The sequence below is a fragment of the Bacterioplanoides pacificum genome (assembly GCF_042648445.1).
GTDB lineage: Bacteria > Pseudomonadota > Gammaproteobacteria > Pseudomonadales > Oceanobacteraceae > Bacterioplanoides > Bacterioplanoides pacificum.
Genome location: NZ_JBHRYB010000010.1, coordinates 16,388 through 34,529 on the forward strand (window position 1 = coordinate 16,388; position 18,142 = coordinate 34,529).

Genomic DNA, 18,142 nt, shown 5'->3' on the forward strand with positions numbered 1-18,142 from the left:
GATATATATGAAGATACAAACTAATCGAGCAAAGATAAAAGATTTGCTTTCTCAATTCTCTGTGAACCACTCTTCGAATGAAAGATTTATAGCGCCAAGACCATTGCCAAGAGAAAATTTCAAATTCTACATTGGGTATGCTCAAGTTAATGAAAATTCAAAGAATCACCAGCTGCTAAAAAAAGTGAAAAATCATTCACTTCTAGATGAAGTGAATTATCAATCTTTAGTAAATGATATCGAATACTCATGGCAATCACCGAAAGCAAGCGTATAACAAGGCGCTGCTGTCGGACAAATTTTCCGCTGCGCTCCAAATTTGCCGCAGAGCGCGGCGTTAAGTCGAAAAATCGAGTCGTGGAACCCGGCACCCATTCGTGTCAAAATTGAGTGATACGCGAACGAGAGGTTTTTGCCATGAATCTTCAGAAAATTGAAGACGAGGCGCTCCACCTTCCTAAAGAGGAGCGAGCACAATTGATCCAGCGACTGGTATTAAGTCTGGAGTCTCCGTCAGAAGAAGAGCTCAGGTCCGATTGGTTGCTTGAGGCTCGGCGTAGAGGGGAAGAGCTGGATAATGGCACTGTTCAGGCTGTGCCTGGTGAGGCTGTCATGAGGAAGGCTAGAGCACTGATCAAATGACCTATTCTTTTCACCCGGCAGCGGAAGCCGAGTTTCTGGAATCAGTTGGTTATTACGAATCAAAAGTTCCGGGATTGGGTGGTGCCTTCATAGAGGAATTTGAGGCCTTGGCCAATTTAGTTGGCGAGACACCAAAAGCCTGGCAAGTTGAGTTGCCGCCAGATATTCGTAGAGCGCCCCTTCACAGATTTCCGCTATCCATCGTTTACCGAGAGAGGCCTGATGGTTTTCAAGTTCTGGCTGTTGCCCATGACCGGCGACGTCCGCAGTACTGGCTTGGTAGGCTTTAGCAATCGGCTGCACAGCGACCGATTTTCCGCCGTTTCGCGGCTCCAAACCGGCGCGTGAGCCGGGTGTTGGAACACCAAACTTAAGAGGGAGTTGAGTGGCATCAGAGTTGTTGAGAATCAAAAAAAGAAGGAAACTCGAGATGAGTTGGTTTCCTTGTATTAAAAAGCAGACTCCGCTGGCAAAGATCTGTCGTCGTACGAAGCGCTGAACCTGATCGATTTCTTCCCCATTCCACATTATAAAAACGAACCGTTTCAGCAGATTACTGCTGCCATGGTGGCTAAATACAGAGATCGTCTGAATATTAAGCCGTTCAGCAATAATGAAGCATTCCGGGTTCAGGATGATGAGCTCATCAGGTATTAGCCTTATTTGAAAACGTTGCCAGCCAGCAGGGTTATGATGCTGAGTCGTTAACTGGCGCCGATCAGGTCAGCCAATAACAACCCGGGCTGTTGCCCGGGTCAGCCATAAAACCAACGCTTAGTCTTCAATACCTAATGAACGTTTCATAAACTCCGGCAGGGCAATGCCAGCGGCATGAATTTCAGCATTGTAATATTCGGTGCGGAAGGTTTTTTCCGCCGCATCTTCCACCCGGAATGCGGTTGCGTCGCCACCTTTGCAGGCCAGGGTGCAACTCCACCAACCGGATGGATAAATCACCTGCGGGAACTGGAAGGTGTGGCTGGATGAGGCACCGGCCGTTGCCATATCCAAATGAATATTTTTGATAATGGTATCGCTGTGATACAGCGGAGATTCGCTTTGTTGCACCACGATGCCGCCTTCTCGCAGGGCGTTAAAACAATCGCGGTAAAAATCGACGGCAAATAGTCCTTCTGCCGGACCTACCGGGTCGGTGCTGTCGATGATGATGATGTCGAGAGATTCCGGCGCACAGTCTTTCACCCATTTAATGCCATCATCAAAACGAATATCGGCACGTGGGTCGGCGTTGGACTCGCACAGCTCAGGAAAATATTTTTCCGCCATACGGGTCACCATTTCATCGATATCGATCTGGGTGACGTTCTCCACCCCCGGGTGTTTCAGTACTTCACGCAGGGTGCCGCAGTCGCCGCCACCAATAATAGCGACCTGTTTCGGGTTGGGGTGGCTGAACAAGGCCACGTGCGACATCATTTCGTGGTAAACAAAATTTTCCCGGCTGCTGACCATGGTACAGCCGTCGATCACCATCAGTTTGCCGTAGCTTTCGGTATCGTACATGTCGATGGTCTGAAACTCGCTCTGTACGCTTTCCAGCTTCTGTTTGACCTTTAGTGAAAACGCCGAACCTTCGGCGTCAAACACCTCGGTAAACCAGCCATTGTCAGCAGACACAGCAGATGGGGATGAAGATGTGGTCATGGCAGATACTCAAATGAATGGATGTGCATTAAAATCGGCGCAACGATAACCCAAGCCTGATGCAGCGCCAAGCGCTTTTGCCGGGCGTTGAATGAGCCATTTTAGTGGATAACTCAGCTGTTATGACATCCGATTCGTCAATCACCGGCCAGGCCGGCGATCACTACAATCTGCCGTACTGGAGCGAAGGTTATGTGCGTGCCAATGCTGAGGGGGAGTTGTGTATTTATCCACAGCCGCAGCAGGCGCAACATATCAACCTCCAGCGGCTGCGTCAGCAGCTGAGCAGCGCCGGGTTACGCCAGCCGGTGCTGGTGCGTTTTCCGCAAATCATTCATCACCGGATGCAGTCGCTGGTAGATGCCTTTCAGCAGGCCCGCGACGAGCTGGATTATCGCGGTGATTATCGCCCTGTGTATCCGGTTAAGGTCAATCAGCAGCAGCCGGTGGTGGAGCAGGTACTGGAAGGTCAGCGCCGCGCCGGGCTGCAACGTCTCGGGCTGGAGGCAGGCAGTAAACCGGAGCTGATCGCGGTGTTATCTCAGCTGGGTTCCGACCCCGGCACGATTGTGTGTAATGGCTATAAAGACAGCCATTTTGTAAGGCTGGCGCTGATGGCGGAAAAAATGGGCCATCAGGTGTATATCGTGATTGAGAAGTTGTCGGAATTACCCCTGGTGATGGCCGAGGCGCAGCAGCTGGGGGTCAGCCCGCGGCTGGGAATTCGTGCCCGGCTGGCGACCATAGGTAAAGGCAACTGGCAGAACACCGGCGGCGAAAAATCCAAATTTGGTTTATCGGCTTATCAGATTCTGCAGGTGGTTGAGCAGTTACGTGGTGATGATCAGCTGGATTGTTTGCAGTTGCTGCATTTTCACCTGGGTTCGCAGCTGGCCAATATCCGCGATATCCAGACCGGCCTGGGTGAATGCAGTCGCATTTTTGCCGAGCTGGTGCAGCTTGGTGTGGCGGTGCAATGCCTGGACGTGGGTGGTGGCCTGGGGGTGGATTACGAAGGCACCCGATCGCGCAGTTATTGTTCGATGAATTACAGCATGGCGGAATACGCCCGCAATGTGGTGGCGGCCTTTAAGGATATCTGTCGTGAGCTGAATCTGGCCGAAGAGCCCACCATTATCACGGAATCCGGCCGCGCCATGACCGCGCATCATGCCCTGTTATTAACCGAAATTATCGATGCGGAATCGCCCCACGAAGGGCCGATCCAGCCGCCGTCAGCGCAGGCGCCGCAGGCATTGCGCGGGCTGTATCAGATTTTTGATCAGTTGTGTGTCAGCGACAGCGATTGGTCGGCACGCTCGCTGGCGGAGTTGTATCACGATGTCCAGCACTGGCAGGCGGATGCTCAGGCTGCGTTTGTGCAGGGTATTTTCAGCTTGTCACAACGGGCGCAAAGCGAGGCGTTGTACAGCCGTATTTGCCGGGAGCTGAAGCAACGGTTAAACCCGCTGCACCGTCATCACCGTCAGCTGCTCGACGAGCTGCACGAAAAACAGGCCGATAAGGTGTTTGTTAACTTTTCTTTATTTCAGTCGCTGCCGGATGTCTGGGGTATTGATCAGATTTTCCCGATTGTGCCGCTGACCGGGCTGGACCAGCCGATTCGCCATCATGCGGTGTTGCAGGACATCACCTGTGATTCCGATGGCCGTATTGATCGTTATGTTGATGGCGAAGGAACCGAGCCCTGCCTGCCGTTGCCCAGTATCGCCCGCGGCGAAGCGCTGGCATTTTTTATGGTGGGTGCTTATCAGGAAATTCTCGGCGATATGCACAACTTGTTTGGCGACACTGACTCGGTTGACGTGTTGCTCGACGATCAGGGGCAGCCGCAGTTACACAATCCGATTCAGGGCGACGACATCAGCGTGGTGTTGGATTACGTCAACTTCTGTCCGCAGGATATCCAGCAGCGCTTGTTGCACCAGGTGCAGCAGTCGGGCTTGTCGGTCGCGGATAAAACCCTGTTTGCTTCCGAGCTGAGTGAGTCGCTGCAGGCTTATACCTACTTATCCTGAGAGAAAAAAAGTTGTAATAAATGTGATCGGATTCTGGCGAATGGCTGCGGCTGGTCTATAAGTATTGGCAACTGAATAAAGTTGCCTGAGCGGGCAGCAATACTAACCAGCAACTCTCTCGCAAAGACAGGAGACTGATGATGGCCGATGACGATCTGGACATGCAGGAAAATGATAACGGCTCAGAAGAGCTGAAAGACAAAAACAGCGATGACCATGATGCTTCTTCCGCTGATGATTACGTAACCAGCACCAGCAGTGCTGCCCGGGATGAATTACGGCAATCGATGGAAGATGATGTGGCGGCATTTCTGGCCCGTGGTGGCAAGATTCAGGAAATTGACGATAACGTGATGGCTGATCCGCCGCGCAAACCTCAAACCAGTTACGGCAGCCGGCCGATCTGATCCTGAGTTTTTGTCACTCTATAGTGGTAAGCCTTTGCCGATAAGCCTTTGCCGATAAGCCTTTGATAGTACAGTGAAATATTTGCACGACTGTACCATTAAAGGCTTTTTTGTTGCCCGGACTCGGTCATTGTTCTGAGATTTTGCCCGCTTTTTAACCATATTCGTGCCAATTTGCTGCCAAAGCGGGCCAGTTCGCTAACAAGCATAAACAGAGCTGGTACACTGCTGGCCCAAATAGCAGCATGGAAGCTGAGTTATGTACACCTATTCAAAGAAGTCGCGAAGACGTATGCACGCATTTCCTGCAGCCATCGCTCTGCTGGTGGTGGTTTTATTCTGGTTATTATCCGGCTCCGGCAAAGTATTTGCCTCGGAGGAGCAGCTGTTGCTGTCGGTTGAGCAACTGCCGCACTGGTCGCTGGACTGTGATGACTGCCTGCTGGAGCCTCAGTACGATGTACTGGTCGGCAATGTACTGCGGTTGCAGAGTCGGGGTGAAATGGTGCTCAGCCGCGAGCTACAGCAATCGCCCCGGGCGCCACGACTGAACTGGCGCTGGACGGTAGATGCCTTTGTTGAACGTCAGCCATTATTACGCCTGACGGTGCAGGCTGAAGAAACCGAACACTGGCCGCAGCGCACTTTGCATTATGTCTGGGACAGTGGTCGCGATGCCGGGGATGAACAAAGCCTGTCGGATTTTGAACATCTGATCGTGGTGAACGGTCGTGACAGTAAAGCGGAAAACTGGCAGCAGGTGCAGGCCGACCTGAACCGTGACTGGCAACGGATTTACGGCGAAGACTTCCCCCGTATCGAGACACTGGAAGTGGCGCTGGGAATGCCGGGAGAATCCGGTGGCACCGGTGGTTTTGTGCAGCAGCTGAGTATTTCTGCGGCTCCGGAGCTGGCTGATAACGACATGCCGCCGGCGCCAGTACCAAACAGCGAGCAAACGCTGACGGTCGATCAGGTTAAACAACTGCCGGCGACGGCCGCCGGAGAGTAACAATCACGGCGTTATTGTCAGCCGGAAAAAAGGCCCTTCTGCCAGCAACAGAAGGGCCTTTTTTTATCCGCATTTCAGCGTGCCGCAATCGTTACCGGCGTTGCACGGTACGCTGGTAGGCTGGCTGGAAAGCGCCGCTGTCCGGGTTGACGGTATAAGCGGTGCCGCGTAACTCGTCGCCCTGAATTTCAATATAAAAGAAGCCGAGAATATCATCCTGTTGCCAGTGGTAGTCGTTCAGCTCGGTTTTGGTCAGGAAGTTTTTGGTTTTAGCCCCCGCACCTGGCGGCACAGACCGCTTCCAGGGCCGCAGCGACCTTATATTGGCCGTCTTTGCCGGTGCCGGAGTCGCCGATAGCAATAAAACGCACCACGGTGTCAGCGGCGGGGTATTCCACCGTTTCATCGACGGGGCTGGAGTCGGGGCTATCGGACATGGCAGCACTGACTGCCGGGAGGCTGGCCAGCGCCAGCGCAAGCAACGTTTTTTTCATGGGGTTATCCTGTGTGGTGAGTGGTCATGGCCGACTGCAGACTACCGGGCACAGATGACCGATTTGTTATTGTTTTATTAAGGGCCGTGCCGGCTGAGTATGGCAGTAAAGAGTAGAAACGGTACATCAGTACCTGAAATTGGCCTGAATTGTTAACAGCCCGTGGTCAGGGACGCAGACAACGGCGGGCGCGCTGCTTAAAATAGCCGCCTTTTGTACAGACTCAGGGATGATTTCATGATCATTGGTATCGATTTAGGCACAACCAACAGCCTGGTGGCGGTGTTTCAGAACGGCGAAAGCCGGTTGATTCATAACGCGCTGGCGGAGTTTATGACGCCGTCGGTGGTTGGCCTGGACGATGAAGGCCGGATCATCACCGGTCGTGCGGCCAAAGACCGGCTGCAGACACACCCACACCAGACCGTGGCGTTATTTAAACGCCTGATGGGCAGCGACAGTGTGGTACGGCTGGGGGATCATGAATTTAAAGCGCAGGAACTGGCGGCTTTTATTCTGCAGCAACTGAAACAGGATGCCGAAGCGGCACTCGGGATCGATATCGAAGAAGCCGTGATTACGGTACCTGCGTATTTTAACGACAGTCAGCGGCAGATGACCAAACTGGCCGGACGGCTGGCGGGTTTTAAGGTTGAACGATTACTGAACGAGCCGACCGCGGCGGCTCTGGCTTACGGTGCACACGAGGAACTCGACAGCCAGCTGCTGGTGTTCGATCTGGGTGGTGGCACCTTCGATGTATCGGTGCTGGAAATGTTTGATGGCGTGATGGAAGTGCGTGCCAGCGCTGGTGATAACCGTCTGGGGGGTGAGGATTTTACCCGTCTGATCGTGCAGGACTTCTTCGATTATCTGCAGCAGCAGGGGATTGAGGCACAACGTCTGCAACAGGACTACTGGCCTCACCTGCTGGCCGAAGCGGAGCGTGCCAAGATCGCCTTGTCCAGCTCCGGGTCCTATGCCTTACAGCTGCAGGTTGCTGATCAGCGTTATGTGTTTGACTACAGCCGCCAGGCGTTTGAGCAGGCCGCGGAGCCGCTATTGCAGCGGCTGATGACTCCGGTGCGCCAGGCGCTGAAAGATTCTTCCATTCGTGTCGGCGAACTCGACCAGGTACTGATGGTGGGCGGTGCCACACGTATGCCGCTGATTGCCCGCATGGTGGCACGTATGTTTGGCCGGTTACCGTCGCGCAGCGTGAATCCGGATGAAGTGGTGGCGCTGGGGGCTGCCTGTCAGGCAGCGTTAAAAGCTCAGGATCAGGCCATCGCTGACGTGGTGTTAACCGATGTCTGCCCTTATACCTTAGGGATTGAAGTGGTTAACGACGTGGGGGAGCGTCGTATCGATGGTGTGTTCAGCCCGATTATCGAGCGTAATACCGTGATTCCGGTCAGCCGCAGCGAGCGTTATTACACCACTCATGATCAGCAACAGCAGGTCAGTATTAAAGTGTTCCAGGGGGAGGCGCGTCAGGCCCGGGATAATATTTATCTTGGCAAACTGGAAGCCGAAGTACCCGCCGCTGCCGCCGGGGAAGAGGCACTGGATGTGCGCTTCAGTTACGACATCAATGGCTTACTGGAAGTGGAAACCACCATTGTCTCCAGTAATAAAACCTTCAGCATGGTGATTGCCAATAATCAGCAACTGAGTGAAGACGACATTCAGCAAAGTCTGAAAAAACTCAGCAGCCTGAAAATTCATCCGCGTGAAAACAGCCGTAATATGGCTTTTCTCAGTCGTGCCAATCGCTTATATGAACAACATCTGGGTGAACAGCGCGAACAGATCGGGCGGCTGATTGATTATTTTAATTCGCTGCTGGAACAGCCGGGGCAGCAGGATATTGATCAGCTGCGGCAGCAGCTGGAGCGGGAACTGGAACATTTCGAGTTGTAATTATGGACAGTCTGCAGTTTTTTGAGCTGGATAACGATGCCAGTTTACGTGATTTAAAACGGGCTTATGCCCGCAAATTAAAGCTGACCTCGCCGGAAAAAGATCCACAGGGCTTTCAGCAGTTGCGCCAGATGTATGAGGCCGCGCAGCAGTGTTTGCAGGCCGCCGGCACAGCACAGCCCGTCGCAGATATTGTGCCCGTCGCAGACCTGATAGCAGAGACGGGTGAAGACGCCGCTGCCGAGATTGCCGCTGATGAAACACCTGCGGCAGTCAGCCATCGTCACAGTGGTGAAATCATTCGTTATCTGCAGCAACAACAGCCACAGCAGGCGCTGGCGTATTTGTTGTGGATGAAAGATGAAGGTTTGTTGTATGCCCTCGATGAGCTGGAGCAACTGGAACAGCATATTGTGCCGTTCTTATTGCACTGGCCGGAACAACAGCCCGGCTGGCCGGTGTCCTTTTGTGAGCAGTTTGTGGAGTTATTGCAGCTGACAGAAAAAGCGGAACACGATGAGCAGTGGGCATCCTGGCTGGCAGGCCTGCAGCGCCGCCGTGAGATGGCGCACAATCAGTGGGATGCACAGCAATATCAGCAGCACAGCCAGGCCCGTCAGCGGGCTCATCAGCTGCTGGTGGATATACGTGAAACCTTATTTGAACAGGGCCAGCAGGCTGCGATTGAAAATTTTCTGCAGCATGAGGCCGCGCTGCGTCAGGATGCCCTGGCGGTGCAATATTTCTGTCAGGCGCTGATCGTCGACATTCATCATATTTTCCCCGGCCGGTTACCGCTGCAGCTGATTCAGCAGATACAGCAGCGGCTGGATATCAGCGCGGACAGTGTCCTGTTAAACCGCGAGGCGCAGGACGCTTATGGCGATTTCCGGCGCCGTTGTGAGCTGGCACAACAAACCGCTGACTGGCGTCAGCAGATCGATCAGCGGAGCAATGATCGTAATAAAGCCCGGGCGTTATTGCTGGGTATGCTGGATGTCAGTGACGTTAAGGATTGCAGTTACAGCGTGGCGGCGGAATTACAGCGTTTAATCGCAAGCTGTGATGACGACTGGCTGATTCATTTTGAGCTGGGTGGTCCCGGGCGTATCAGCGATCTGCAAGGCTGGATTGAGCGGGTAGAAGGCCGTGATCTGGCGTTATATCGCAGTGCTGCGGCAGCGCAACAAGGGCTGCTTAACCCGCTGACGATGGTGCGTAATTTTATCCACAACATCTCGGCGTTCTTTTATGCGTTGCTGATTCTGCTGGTGGTATTGCCATCGATTGTGCTGATCAGTGCCAAAGGCTGGTCGGGGCTGGTGTCGCTGGCCGGGCTGGCGGCGGCTTTATTGTCTGGCTTTTTCACCCTGGCGTACCTGCATCATCTTGATCAGCAGTTGCTGCGCCCGGGGTTAATCATGATGCGGGCCTACATAGGTTATCAGGTGCGCTGGCGGCTGGGCTTATGTACGGCTTATGCGCTGATCGCCCTGAGCAGTTATTTTGTCGCTAACCCGACGCTGCAGTTGCTGATGTTTACTGCCTGTCTGGTGGTAGCGGTATTGACGCTGGGGCTGATGCGCAGTTTCTGGTTGTGGCTGGCCGGGGGCATGCCGGCTGTGCTGCTGGCGTCGCTGCTACATGACAGTCTGGGGAAAAATATCTGGCTGATGCTGTTGTTGTGGATGCCCTGGCTGATGTTTATGGCGTTTGCCGCTATCGATCGTTATTACGCCGTTAAACAAGATCAGACACGTCAGGTTATTAAAATAGCGCTGGTGATTGTCAGCTGTACACTGCTGGCTATGCTACACGGCGCTAATAAATAACCTATTGCAGCGCCTGAATGGCCGCCGGTAACTGGCATAAGTGATTAATTTCCTGATCCGGCGTACATTCATCTTCCACCCAGGCGGCATCGGTTAAATTAACCCACACGGTTTTAATGCCCAGCCGCCGGGCCGCAACAATGTCCTGTTCCTGATGATCTCCAACGTGAATACACTGCTCCGGTGTTACTCCGGCGTGACTTAATGCTGCGCGGAATAAATCCGGCTGAGGTTTGGCTGCGCCCAGTTGTTCGGCATTAAAATGGGCGTCAAACAGATGATCGATACCGATTAATGTCAGATCGGCGTTGCCGTTAGTCAGTGCGATCAGTGAATAGTTTTTTTGCAGAGTGGTTAAGGCGTCCAGGGCGCCCGCAAATAACGTGACCTCACTGCGGGCCTGATAAAACACCTCAAATGCCTGTTGTGCTTTCTGGCGGCCTTCATCACCGCTGATACCAGCCTGCAGGAATACCCGGCGCAAGACCTCAAACCTCAGTTCAGAGACTTTATGGCGTAATTGTGGATAACATTCGGCAATCGTATTTTTGTACTCGTGCAGCGCTTCAAAGGTATAAAACTCCGCCGCCTGGGGCACATTTTCCACAATCCAGCGATGGCAGGCTTGTTCCGCTTTAATAATAACCGGGTCGGTTTGCCACAGGGTATTGTCCAGATCCAGTGTCACCAGTTTAATTGCCATCGGGGAAGCTACCTGCGTTTAAAAATTCAGACCACCGGAATCTGCGGCAGGCGCAGCGCCAGAATGTCTGCGATGTAATCAAGGAATAAGGTGTCCATCGAGCTGCGGTAATAAGACGGATCCTGGCTGGCGACGGTTAACACACCATTATTCCCCTGGCCGCGCACCTGTGCGGCTGCCACAGAGCGGGCATCGGTGCTCTGACAACCCAGCAAGGTTGCGATATCCGCTTCCGGCAGCTGGCCACAAACGGCACGGTGGCCTTTAAATAAACGATGAATGGTACGCTGGCGTTCGCTGGAACGAATGGTGATCAGCGGTGGCTCCAGGTTACGTTCGGTAAAATGCAGCAGCGCCCAGGTATCGACGTTAAAGTCGTTACGGAAGGAATCGTCCAGCGCCGCCTGCACATTCAGCCAGCTTTCGGCTTCGATTAAGGCCAGCACCAGACGGCGGCTTTTTTCGAACAGCTGGTCGTTGCGACGGGCGTTTTCCAGCAGGTCGGATAACCGCTGGCGCAGTTCAACATTACGCTCGCGATGGACCGACAGCTGACGTTCAACCAGGCTGGTGGCCGGGCCGGTATTATGCGGAATGCGCATTTCCGCCAACAGGTCATCCTTGCCGATAAAAAAGTCGGGATGATCCTGTAAAAACTCGGCCACATCGGCTTCGGTTAAACGTGGTTGCTGGCTCATAGTGTTTCCTTAAAAACGCCTCGGGTTTACAGGTTAATCCGTCCTTCAAAAACGGTCACGGCCGGGCCTGTCATCTGAATATGAGAATCCGGGTTGCCGTCCCAGTCGATGAATAACTCACCGCCGGGTAACGAGACGGTGACTCCCGGCTGTAACCAGCCGCGTAACTGTCCGGATACTACCGCGGCACAGGCGCCGGTGCCACAGGCGAGGGTCTCACCACTGCCACGTTCAAATACCCGTAAGCGGATCCGGTGCGGATCGACGATTTGCATAAAACCAATATTGGCTTTGGCCGGAAAACGGCTGTGCGATTCCAGCAGCGGTCCCCATTGTTCTACCGGCGCGGTGTCGACGTCATCGACCCGTAATACACCGTGAGGATTGCCCATCGATACCGCCCCGAGTGTCACTTCGCCGATCGTGTCGCTCGCGAAGCTGTATTCTGCCGCCTGCTGGCTGGCTTTAAACGGAATCAGCTGAGGTTCGAGAATCGGCGCTCCCATATCCACCACCACCTGATCATCGTCGGTGAGGTTGAGTGACATTAAACCGTTAGCGGTTTCCACTTTAATGCAGCGTTTACCGGTAAGGCGCTGATCGTAAACAAAGCGGGCAAAACAACGGGCGCCGTTGCCGCAGTTTTCCACTTCGCTGCCGTCGGCGTTAAAAATACGGTATTTAAAATCGACATCCGGGCGCGATGGTTTTTCCACAATCAGCAGCTGATCGAAACCTACGCCAAAATTGCGGTCGGATAATTCGCGCACCCGCTGCGGACGGACATGACCATTCTGAGTGACCAGATCGATCACCATAAAGTCGTTGCCCAGGCCATGCATTTTGCTGAACTTAACCCACATAATGCTTGCCTTTATTCCGCAATCAGCTGTTCATCAGCGAACAATTGCTCAATGGTTTCGCGCTGGCGTACCAGGTGCAGCTGATCGCCGTCGACCATCACTTCTGCCGGACGGCCACGGCTGTTGTAATTCGATGCCATAACAAACCCGTAGGCCCCGGCTGACATTACGGCAACGCGGTCGCCCGGGCTCAGTGCCAGTTCACGGTCTTTACCTAAAAAATCGCCGGTTTCACACACGGGTCCTACCAGGTCGTAGTGGCGCAGCGGGGCATCGGAATGTTGTTGTAACGGTTTAATATCCTGCCAGGCGCTGTACAGCGACGGGCGGATTAAATCGTTCATGGCACCGTCGATAATGGCGAAGTTTTTATGGTCGTTTAATTTCAGAAATTCCACCTGGGTGATAAAAACACCGGCATTGGCGGCGACCGAACGGCCCGGTTCAAAAATCAGTTTGAAACCTCTGCCACCATCTTCGCGTTGTGCCAGGCGTTGTTTAATGGCGGCGATGTAGTCAGCAACGCTGGCCGGGGTTTCGTCGCGATAGGTCACGCCCAGGCCGCCACCCAGATCAAGGTGTTCGATGTTGATGCCTTGTTGTGCCAGGGTATCGACCAGTGCCAGTACCCGCTCAAGGGCGTCCATAAAGGGGGAAATTTCCGTCAGCTGGCTACCGATATGGCAATCAACGCCTTTAACTGCCAGGCCGGGGAGTTGCTGGGCTTTGGCGTATACCCGCGGCGCGTCGTTAATATCGATACCGAATTTATTGTCTTTTAAACCGGTGGAGATATACGGGTGGGTCTGGGCGTCGACATCCGGATTGACCCGCAGCGATACGCTGGCCGTTTTACCCAGTGCGCTGGCAACGTCACTGAGGCGTTCCAGCTCGGCTTCGGATTCCACGTTAAAACAATAGACGCCCACTTCCAGTGCGCGCTGCATTTCAGCGGCCTGTTTGCCGACACCGGAAAATACCACTTTGGCGGCATCGCCACCGGCGGCCAGTACCCGTTCCAGTTCGCCCTGGCTGACGATATCAAAACCAGCACCGAGCTGTGCCAGCACATTTAATACGGCCAGGTTGGAGTTGGCTTTTACGGCGTAACACACCAGTCCGGACCAGTCGCCCAGTGCATCGGTGTAGGCGCGGAAATGTTGCTCAAAAGCGGCGCGTGAATACACGTACAGTGGCGTACCAAACTGTTCCGCTGCGGCGTTCAGGGCAACCTGTTCGGCGTACAGTTCGCCGTTGTGGTAATGAAATAAACCGGGATTTAACACAGACATCAGGATTGGGATTCCGTTGGGGTGTTGCCGGAATCGTCAGATGGCAGGTACAACGGCCCTTTTTGTCCACAGCCAGCCAGTGCTGAAAGTAACAACAAGCCCAGCGCCAGCCTGGCGATGCAGTTGGAGGTCATAAGCGATTCCGCAACAACAAAAAAATAAAGGTTGGCCGGCATTATACGGACTGCCGTGGCGTCTGTCTGCTGTGCTGCAACGGCGGGGGGCCGGTTAGTCGCCGTTGCCGGAAGAGGGAGTTGGTGGCAGGGATAACAGCGCCTGGTTAAGCAGTTTTTCGATCCGTTGTTTGGCCCGCAAATGGTCAATGACCTGCTGATTGTGTCCGCTGAGTGTCAGGTCTGACAGATAACAGGGGTAATTGCCATGCTGCTGGCGCAGGTTCTGTACTTCTTCGGCGACGGCGTGATACAGCTGATCGCCAAATTGCCACACACTGAATTCCTGATTATTGCAATACAGAGTGGTTTGATGCTGTTCGTCGACCACCGCGCTGAGGTCAAAACTGCTGCTTAATTCGTTGATGGGGGGCAGCTTGCGGCGGATCAGCTGCAGCTCAAAACTGTGTGGCTGCTGGCGGATTTCAAATAACAGCAGGGTGCGTGCCTGGCTGCGGTTGCTGTTACCACCCTGTTGCGCCAGCCAGCGCTGGTCGAGCTGGCGTAAAAACCGAATGATGGGCACCAGCCGGCGTATTCCTTCATCGTCGTGCCATTGCTGATGTAATAACGCCCCTTTATCGTCCAGCAGGTAGAAAAAGAATTTATTGCCTTTACGCCAATAAAACAGCTGCCAGATACCGGCCCGGGCATGCTGATAAATCAGCCGCAACGGGCTGTGCAGCAGGGCATGGTCATCAAGCCGGCAGGGGGCGTAAAAGTCCTGTGGCTGTTGCAGCAGTTTCAGTAACTCCAGCGAATTGGCTGCTTTATGCAGCTGAATACCGGCCCGGCTGCTGTGCAGCAGATAATAGTGCTCTGAAGCTTCGATCAGATAAGGCGAGCGGGGCTGTTCGATAAAATGTTGCATCACGTCCTGCAGCAGCTGCCTGACGCGTAAATTAATACTGCTGGCGCGGCTGGCACAGTGACAATGGCTGCTGATTTCCGGCCAGCCCCACTGGTGGCTGAGGGGGCTGTGGTCGTTATCCTCATCCCCGGCGAGATGGCCACTGGTCAGATTGGCGCGCGCCAGCGATAAGAAACCGAGCAGGTGTTGCAGGCACAGCAGCATGGCGTCGGCACCATCGAAGCGTTCAATGGTCCACTCTCCCCAGCTGTTCACCGTTAACAGGTCGAGCGTCAGGATCAGATTCTCGCGCGCGGCACTGTAACCTAAGGCATCGTCGCGATTACTCAGTTTCTGCATGCCGCGGCGGCTGAGGTGGTGTTGCGGGTCGCAACCAACATTCACGAACAGGCGCCAGTAACGGGGTTGTGGTGGATGTACCAGGCTGTGATTGTCGGCCTTTTGTGGCACTTCATTGCGGACAATCTGCAGCAGCTCCTTCAGTTCATACTGACTCAGCGGGTTGTGTTGTGGATACAGAGCGATATGGGTGTGGGGCATCAGCAGGCCGTTGTATTGGGCAAAATACAACAGCTCCATCAGGCTGGGAGATTGTTTCAGAATCTGCTCGGTATCCTGGGGGTCTTTATTCCAGCTGCCGGGGATCAGTTGCCAGACCTGGCGTGGGCTGAGGCGCAGGGTGAGTTTTTCCTGCTCCAGTGATTGCCGGATACCCGGGTTGATATTGATGATTTTTCCGGGCTTGGCATCAAAAGCGGCATATAAACGGTTGCCCAGCAGACGCATATCAGCCGGCCGGATATGGATCTTCGGCGCGTGTTTCTGGCTGAAACCGGCGAGAAAACGATAACTCGACAACATCTCGCTGATTAACGCGTTACGCTCTTTATAAACTTTGACCGGACTCCAGCTGTTACGTTGGTCTAGTTCAATTAAGTCACCGGCCTGCCACTGCCACTGACGGCATAAGTCGCTTAATGCTCTGGCACGCCAGCTGTTGCGCTGGGTGTTAGGCAGATCCGACAGCGGCAGACGGGCTTTATAATAAAAAGCCCGGCGCGCCAGCTGAACCCGTTGCTGGTTGCCTTCCTGTTCCAGCTGGGTAATGACCCGCTGCAACATCAGGAGGTAAGCATCACAACTTTCAACGTCGGTCTGGCCCTGATGGACCCGTTGTTTTAAGTCCCAGCAAAGTGGCCGGATGTTGGGGTACTGGCTGGCGTAATGGCGGGTTAATAACAGTTTGAGTAAGGCTTTATAAGGATTACTCAGGCCTTTATTCAGTTGCCATAAGCCGGCGCCGATAAACTCGGCGGCCGGGATGGTGTGGATATCGCCAAAATGCAGCCACTGATCTGCGTGTACCAGATGCTGGTCGAGCAATTGCTCCCAGTACGGGCCGGCGTTTCGTTCGGCCTGCTGCGGGACCAGCCACCAGGAGGGTTTGGCACCGGCCAGCCATAACGCGCTGCGATAAAACTCATCCAGTAATAACAGGTGCTGGCTGCTGCCGCAGTCTTCGCCGTCGGCGGAGCGGCTTTGTCCCTGGCGAAAGTCGCTCAGGTTCATCAGAAAACAATGTAATTCAACGTGTTGGCTGGCAGCCCAGCGTTCTATTTTTTCGCATTTTTGTTGCAGCCGCTGACGTTGTTCTTCGGGCAGATTTTCGTGGTGGCACAACCAGACATCAAGATCGCTGGAGCGCGATTGTGCCATCGATCCCAGACTGCCCATCAGGTAAACACCGAGAATCTGCTGGTCGTTTAAGCCGCGTGGAATCTGCACTCCCCGGGCCAGAGTCTGCAATGCCTGGTGCTGTTCGGTGCTGGCCTGAAAATGACTGATACCACAGGGTGTATCGCGGTCGACGTAACCCGGAAGTTGCTGATGATTCAGATGGAACAGCAGTGGCAGGGCATCCAGTACCAGGCGCTGGCGGCTGCTGAGCAGGCTGCGGGCACTGTCGAGCCTGGCGCTGTTTAACGCCATAAAGTCGTTATGCCATTGGTGCAGTTGCTGGGTGTTGGGAATGTCCACGGTCATGCTTTGAGTTTAGATGCTTCCGGCCAGCTTGCCTGAAATCATGGCGGCTATCGCAAACGGGGACGTCGAAGTGTCACATTCCGGTTGTGGGGTTCGCAGCCAGGCTGCGAACGGTCTGGTGTGTTGCTCAGCTGATTCTGAACAACCGGGTAAAGCCGGATCTGATTGCAGATCCGGCTGAATGGTTAAGGCCGTTTATGTTGCGCCAGGCGCCGGCAGGAATTACAGGACCTGGGCGCCGTTGACGAATAACGCGGCTACGGCACCGGTTAACGATTCTGATGCACAGGGAATGTTGTGGCCCTTGGAAATCAGTTGCGATAAATCAGCCGCGCATTCAGTGTCCAGTAACGCGGCGCTGAAATAATGACCTTCCGCCAGGCCACAATGCTCCAGGCCAATTACCCGGGCCGGAATCTGGCTGGTGGCGTTAACAAAAGCAGACCATTGCAGTTCTCCGTTGGCAATGAGTTTCAGGGCCAGCGGCAGGAAACAATCGAACATGCTCATGCCGGGCTCGGCATCGGCAAAAGGTGCTTTTTTGGCGGCAATTTCGTGGGGCCGGTGGTTGGAGGAAATGGCTAGTTCACCATTATTGACCGCAGCTAATAATGCCTGGCGGTCCGTTTCACTGCGCAGTGGTGGTAATACATGGAACTGGCTGTTGTAACCGTTGACCGCTTCATCGGTGTATACCAGGTTGGCCAGTGCCACATCGGCACTGACCTGAATGCCATTATCTCTGGCCTGTTGCAGCAGGGTTACGCTACGGGCGCAGCTGATCTGGCTGATATGCAGCCGCACGCCGGTTTGTTCAGCCAGCAATAAAATGCGCGACAGGGCGATGGTTTCGCTGGTTTCGCTGATGCCGGCCAGGCCCATACGGGTAGCCGTCGCACCGGCATGCATACAGCCGCCGTCAGACAACGCGGTTTCGTCGGCACTGAGGAATAAACGGATATCATAGGTGGCGGCGTATTCCATCACCCGCTGTAATACGTAGCTGTCTTTGATGGGCTGGCGGGCATTGGATAACGCCGGACAGCCTGCTTCGGTCAGGCTGAACATATTGGCCAGTTGTTCACCGGCTAATCCCTGGGTGGCGGCACCGAGTGGCAATACTTCGGCGTAACCGGCCTGGGCGGCTTTTTCCTGAATTAACTGCACTACCGCCGGGCTGTCAGTTACCGGTTTGGTATCCGGCAGCGCACAGATATGGGTAAAACCAGAGCGGGTTGCGGCGCGGGTTTCACTGGCGACAGAGCCTTTTTGGGTAAAGCCGGGTTCTGCCAGATGTGCGGCCAGATCAATTAATCCCGGGATTAAAATTTTGCCGCGGCCATCAATGCTGGTTTCTATTTCGCCGGCGCTTGGTTTGTGACCAATCGCCTGAATTTTGCCATTGGCAATATAAATATCGGCAACGGTATCTAACTGGTTAGCCGGGTCGAGCAGGCGGGCGCCTTCAATAACACAATAACGCAT

Annotated in this window: 18 protein-coding genes; 7 read left to right on the forward strand and 11 right to left on the reverse strand. The window is 54.1% G+C overall.

Features of this window, described 5'->3' with window-relative positions; translation table 11 throughout:
• Positions 1-417: 417 nt before the first annotated feature.
• On the forward strand, positions 418-642 hold the full coding sequence (locus tag ACFOMG_RS10740) for an addiction module protein (protein ID WP_058578214.1): 225 nt from the start codon (positions 418-420) through the stop codon (positions 640-642).
• Between the two features lie 87 nt (positions 643-729).
• On the opposite strand, the gene ACFOMG_RS10745 is transcribed toward ACFOMG_RS10740, so the two are convergent.
• Positions 730-1,170, reverse strand: coding sequence for a hypothetical protein (locus ACFOMG_RS10745; protein WP_376866570.1), 441 nt, complete (start codon positions 1,168-1,170; stop codon positions 730-732).
• On the opposite strand from ACFOMG_RS10745, the gene ACFOMG_RS10750 reads away from it, so the two are divergent.
• A complete protein-coding gene (locus tag ACFOMG_RS10750; protein ID WP_376866638.1) occupies positions 1,162-1,299 on the forward strand; it encodes a hypothetical protein in 138 nt (45 codons plus the stop codon). The genes ACFOMG_RS10745 and ACFOMG_RS10750 overlap by 9 nt on opposite strands.
• 117 nt (positions 1,300-1,416) lie before the next feature.
• On the opposite strand, the gene speE is transcribed toward ACFOMG_RS10750, so the two are convergent.
• Positions 1,417-2,307 carry a polyamine aminopropyltransferase gene (gene speE / locus ACFOMG_RS10755; RefSeq protein WP_376866572.1) on the reverse strand — a complete coding sequence of 297 codons (891 nt, stop codon included), beginning with the start codon at positions 2,305-2,307 and terminating at the stop codon, positions 1,417-1,419.
• A 122-nt stretch (positions 2,308-2,429) separates the two neighbouring features.
• Here speE and speA point away from each other — a divergent pair, with 122 nt between their 5' ends.
• From speA to ACFOMG_RS10770, 3 genes are all read left to right on the forward strand, one after another.
• Positions 2,430-4,346: a biosynthetic arginine decarboxylase gene (gene speA / locus ACFOMG_RS10760; RefSeq protein WP_376866573.1), complete on the forward strand. Its 1,917-nt coding sequence runs from the start codon at positions 2,430-2,432 to the stop codon at positions 4,344-4,346.
• A 137-nt stretch (positions 4,347-4,483) separates the two neighbouring features.
• Complete coding sequence (locus tag ACFOMG_RS10765; protein ID WP_376866574.1) at positions 4,484-4,753, forward strand: hypothetical protein; 270 nt, start codon at positions 4,484-4,486, stop codon at positions 4,751-4,753.
• Positions 4,754-5,045: 292 nt separating this feature from the next.
• Positions 5,046-5,765 (forward strand): DUF3047 domain-containing protein, encoded by a 720-nt coding sequence (locus tag ACFOMG_RS10770; RefSeq protein ID WP_376866576.1) that lies wholly within the window; start codon positions 5,046-5,048, stop codon positions 5,763-5,765.
• 91 nt (positions 5,766-5,856) lie between these two features.
• Here the strand turns inward: ACFOMG_RS10770 and ACFOMG_RS10775 are convergent, their stop codons facing one another.
• Positions 5,857-6,057, reverse strand: coding sequence for a hypothetical protein (locus tag ACFOMG_RS10775; protein ID WP_376866579.1), 201 nt, complete (start codon positions 6,055-6,057; stop codon positions 5,857-5,859).
• Complete coding sequence (locus ACFOMG_RS10780; RefSeq protein WP_376866580.1) at positions 6,035-6,259, reverse strand: hypothetical protein; 225 nt, start codon at positions 6,257-6,259, stop codon at positions 6,035-6,037. The genes ACFOMG_RS10775 and ACFOMG_RS10780 overlap by 23 nt, the downstream gene beginning before the upstream one ends.
• A gap of 237 nt (positions 6,260-6,496) precedes the next feature.
• Between ACFOMG_RS10780 and ACFOMG_RS10785 the strand changes: the two genes are divergently transcribed.
• Together ACFOMG_RS10785 and ACFOMG_RS10790 are read left to right on the forward strand one after the other, a co-directional pair.
• Positions 6,497-8,182, forward strand: a complete 1,686-nt coding sequence (locus ACFOMG_RS10785) for an Hsp70 family protein (protein WP_376866582.1) — start codon at positions 6,497-6,499, stop codon at positions 8,180-8,182.
• A gap of 2 nt (positions 8,183-8,184) precedes the next feature.
• Positions 8,185-10,014: a hypothetical protein gene (locus tag ACFOMG_RS10790; protein WP_376866583.1), complete on the forward strand. Its 1,830-nt coding sequence runs from the start codon at positions 8,185-8,187 to the stop codon at positions 10,012-10,014.
• A 1-nt stretch (position 10,015) separates the two neighbouring features.
• Here ACFOMG_RS10790 and ACFOMG_RS10795 read toward each other — a convergent pair whose 3' ends face one another.
• The 7 genes from ACFOMG_RS10795 to ACFOMG_RS10825 form a co-directional block, all read right to left on the reverse strand.
• Complete coding sequence (locus tag ACFOMG_RS10795) at positions 10,016-10,717, reverse strand: HAD family hydrolase (RefSeq protein WP_376866584.1); 702 nt, start codon at positions 10,715-10,717, stop codon at positions 10,016-10,018.
• Between the two features lie 26 nt (positions 10,718-10,743).
• A complete protein-coding gene (locus ACFOMG_RS10800) occupies positions 10,744-11,415 on the reverse strand; it encodes a DUF484 family protein (RefSeq protein WP_376866586.1) in 672 nt (223 codons plus the stop codon).
• 26 nt (positions 11,416-11,441) lie between these two features.
• Complete coding sequence (dapF, locus tag ACFOMG_RS10805; protein ID WP_376866587.1) at positions 11,442-12,278, reverse strand: diaminopimelate epimerase; 837 nt, start codon at positions 12,276-12,278, stop codon at positions 11,442-11,444.
• An 11-nt stretch (positions 12,279-12,289) separates the two neighbouring features.
• Positions 12,290-13,570, reverse strand: coding sequence for a diaminopimelate decarboxylase (gene lysA / locus ACFOMG_RS10810; protein ID WP_376866588.1), 1,281 nt, complete (start codon positions 13,568-13,570; stop codon positions 12,290-12,292).
• Entirely contained in the window at positions 13,570-13,704 is a 135-nt protein-coding gene (gene lptM, locus ACFOMG_RS10815; RefSeq protein WP_376866589.1) for an LPS translocon maturation chaperone LptM, read from the reverse strand. Before lptM ends, lysA begins: the two co-directional genes overlap by 1 nt.
• Positions 13,705-13,798: 94 nt before the next feature.
• Positions 13,799-16,657 carry a class I adenylate cyclase gene (locus tag ACFOMG_RS10820; RefSeq protein ID WP_376866590.1) on the reverse strand — a complete coding sequence of 953 codons (2,859 nt, stop codon included), beginning with the start codon at positions 16,655-16,657 and terminating at the stop codon, positions 13,799-13,801.
• A 222-nt stretch (positions 16,658-16,879) separates the two neighbouring features.
• Complete coding sequence (locus tag ACFOMG_RS10825; RefSeq protein ID WP_376866591.1) at positions 16,880-18,142, reverse strand: dihydroorotase; 1,263 nt, start codon at positions 18,140-18,142, stop codon at positions 16,880-16,882.

Coding starts and splice junctions, on each gene's coding strand:
- ACFOMG_RS10795 (WP_376866584.1), bottom strand. CDS start 10,717: ATGGCAATTAAACTGGTGACACTGGATCTGGACAATACCCTGTGGCAA.
- ACFOMG_RS10825 (WP_376866591.1), bottom strand. CDS start 18,142: ATGCGTTATTGTGTTATTGAAGGCGCCCGCCTGCTCGACCCGGCTAAC.
- speE (WP_376866572.1), bottom strand. CDS start 2,307: ATGACCACATCTTCATCCCCATCTGCTGTGTCTGCTGACAATGGCTGG.
- ACFOMG_RS10745 (WP_376866570.1), bottom strand. CDS start 1,170: ATGTGGAATGGGGAAGAAATCGATCAGGTTCAGCGCTTCGTACGACGA.
- speA (WP_376866573.1), top strand. CDS start 2,430: ATGACATCCGATTCGTCAATCACCGGCCAGGCCGGCGATCACTACAAT.
- ACFOMG_RS10770 (WP_376866576.1), top strand. CDS start 5,046: ATGCACGCATTTCCTGCAGCCATCGCTCTGCTGGTGGTGGTTTTATTC.
- ACFOMG_RS10765 (WP_376866574.1), top strand. CDS start 4,484: ATGATGGCCGATGACGATCTGGACATGCAGGAAAATGATAACGGCTCA.
- lptM (WP_376866589.1), bottom strand. CDS start 13,704: ATGACCTCCAACTGCATCGCCAGGCTGGCGCTGGGCTTGTTGTTACTT.
- lysA (WP_376866588.1), bottom strand. CDS start 13,570: ATGTCTGTGTTAAATCCCGGTTTATTTCATTACCACAACGGCGAACTG.
- ACFOMG_RS10820 (WP_376866590.1), bottom strand. CDS start 16,657: ATGACCGTGGACATTCCCAACACCCAGCAACTGCACCAATGGCATAAC.
- ACFOMG_RS10800 (WP_376866586.1), bottom strand. CDS start 11,415: ATGAGCCAGCAACCACGTTTAACCGAAGCCGATGTGGCCGAGTTTTTA.
- dapF (WP_376866587.1), bottom strand. CDS start 12,278: ATGTGGGTTAAGTTCAGCAAAATGCATGGCCTGGGCAACGACTTTATG.
- ACFOMG_RS10785 (WP_376866582.1), top strand. CDS start 6,497: ATGATCATTGGTATCGATTTAGGCACAACCAACAGCCTGGTGGCGGTG.
- ACFOMG_RS10780 (WP_376866580.1), bottom strand. CDS start 6,259: ATGAAAAAAACGTTGCTTGCGCTGGCGCTGGCCAGCCTCCCGGCAGTC.
- ACFOMG_RS10740 (WP_058578214.1), top strand. CDS start 418: ATGAATCTTCAGAAAATTGAAGACGAGGCGCTCCACCTTCCTAAAGAG.
- ACFOMG_RS10790 (WP_376866583.1), top strand. CDS start 8,185: ATGGACAGTCTGCAGTTTTTTGAGCTGGATAACGATGCCAGTTTACGT.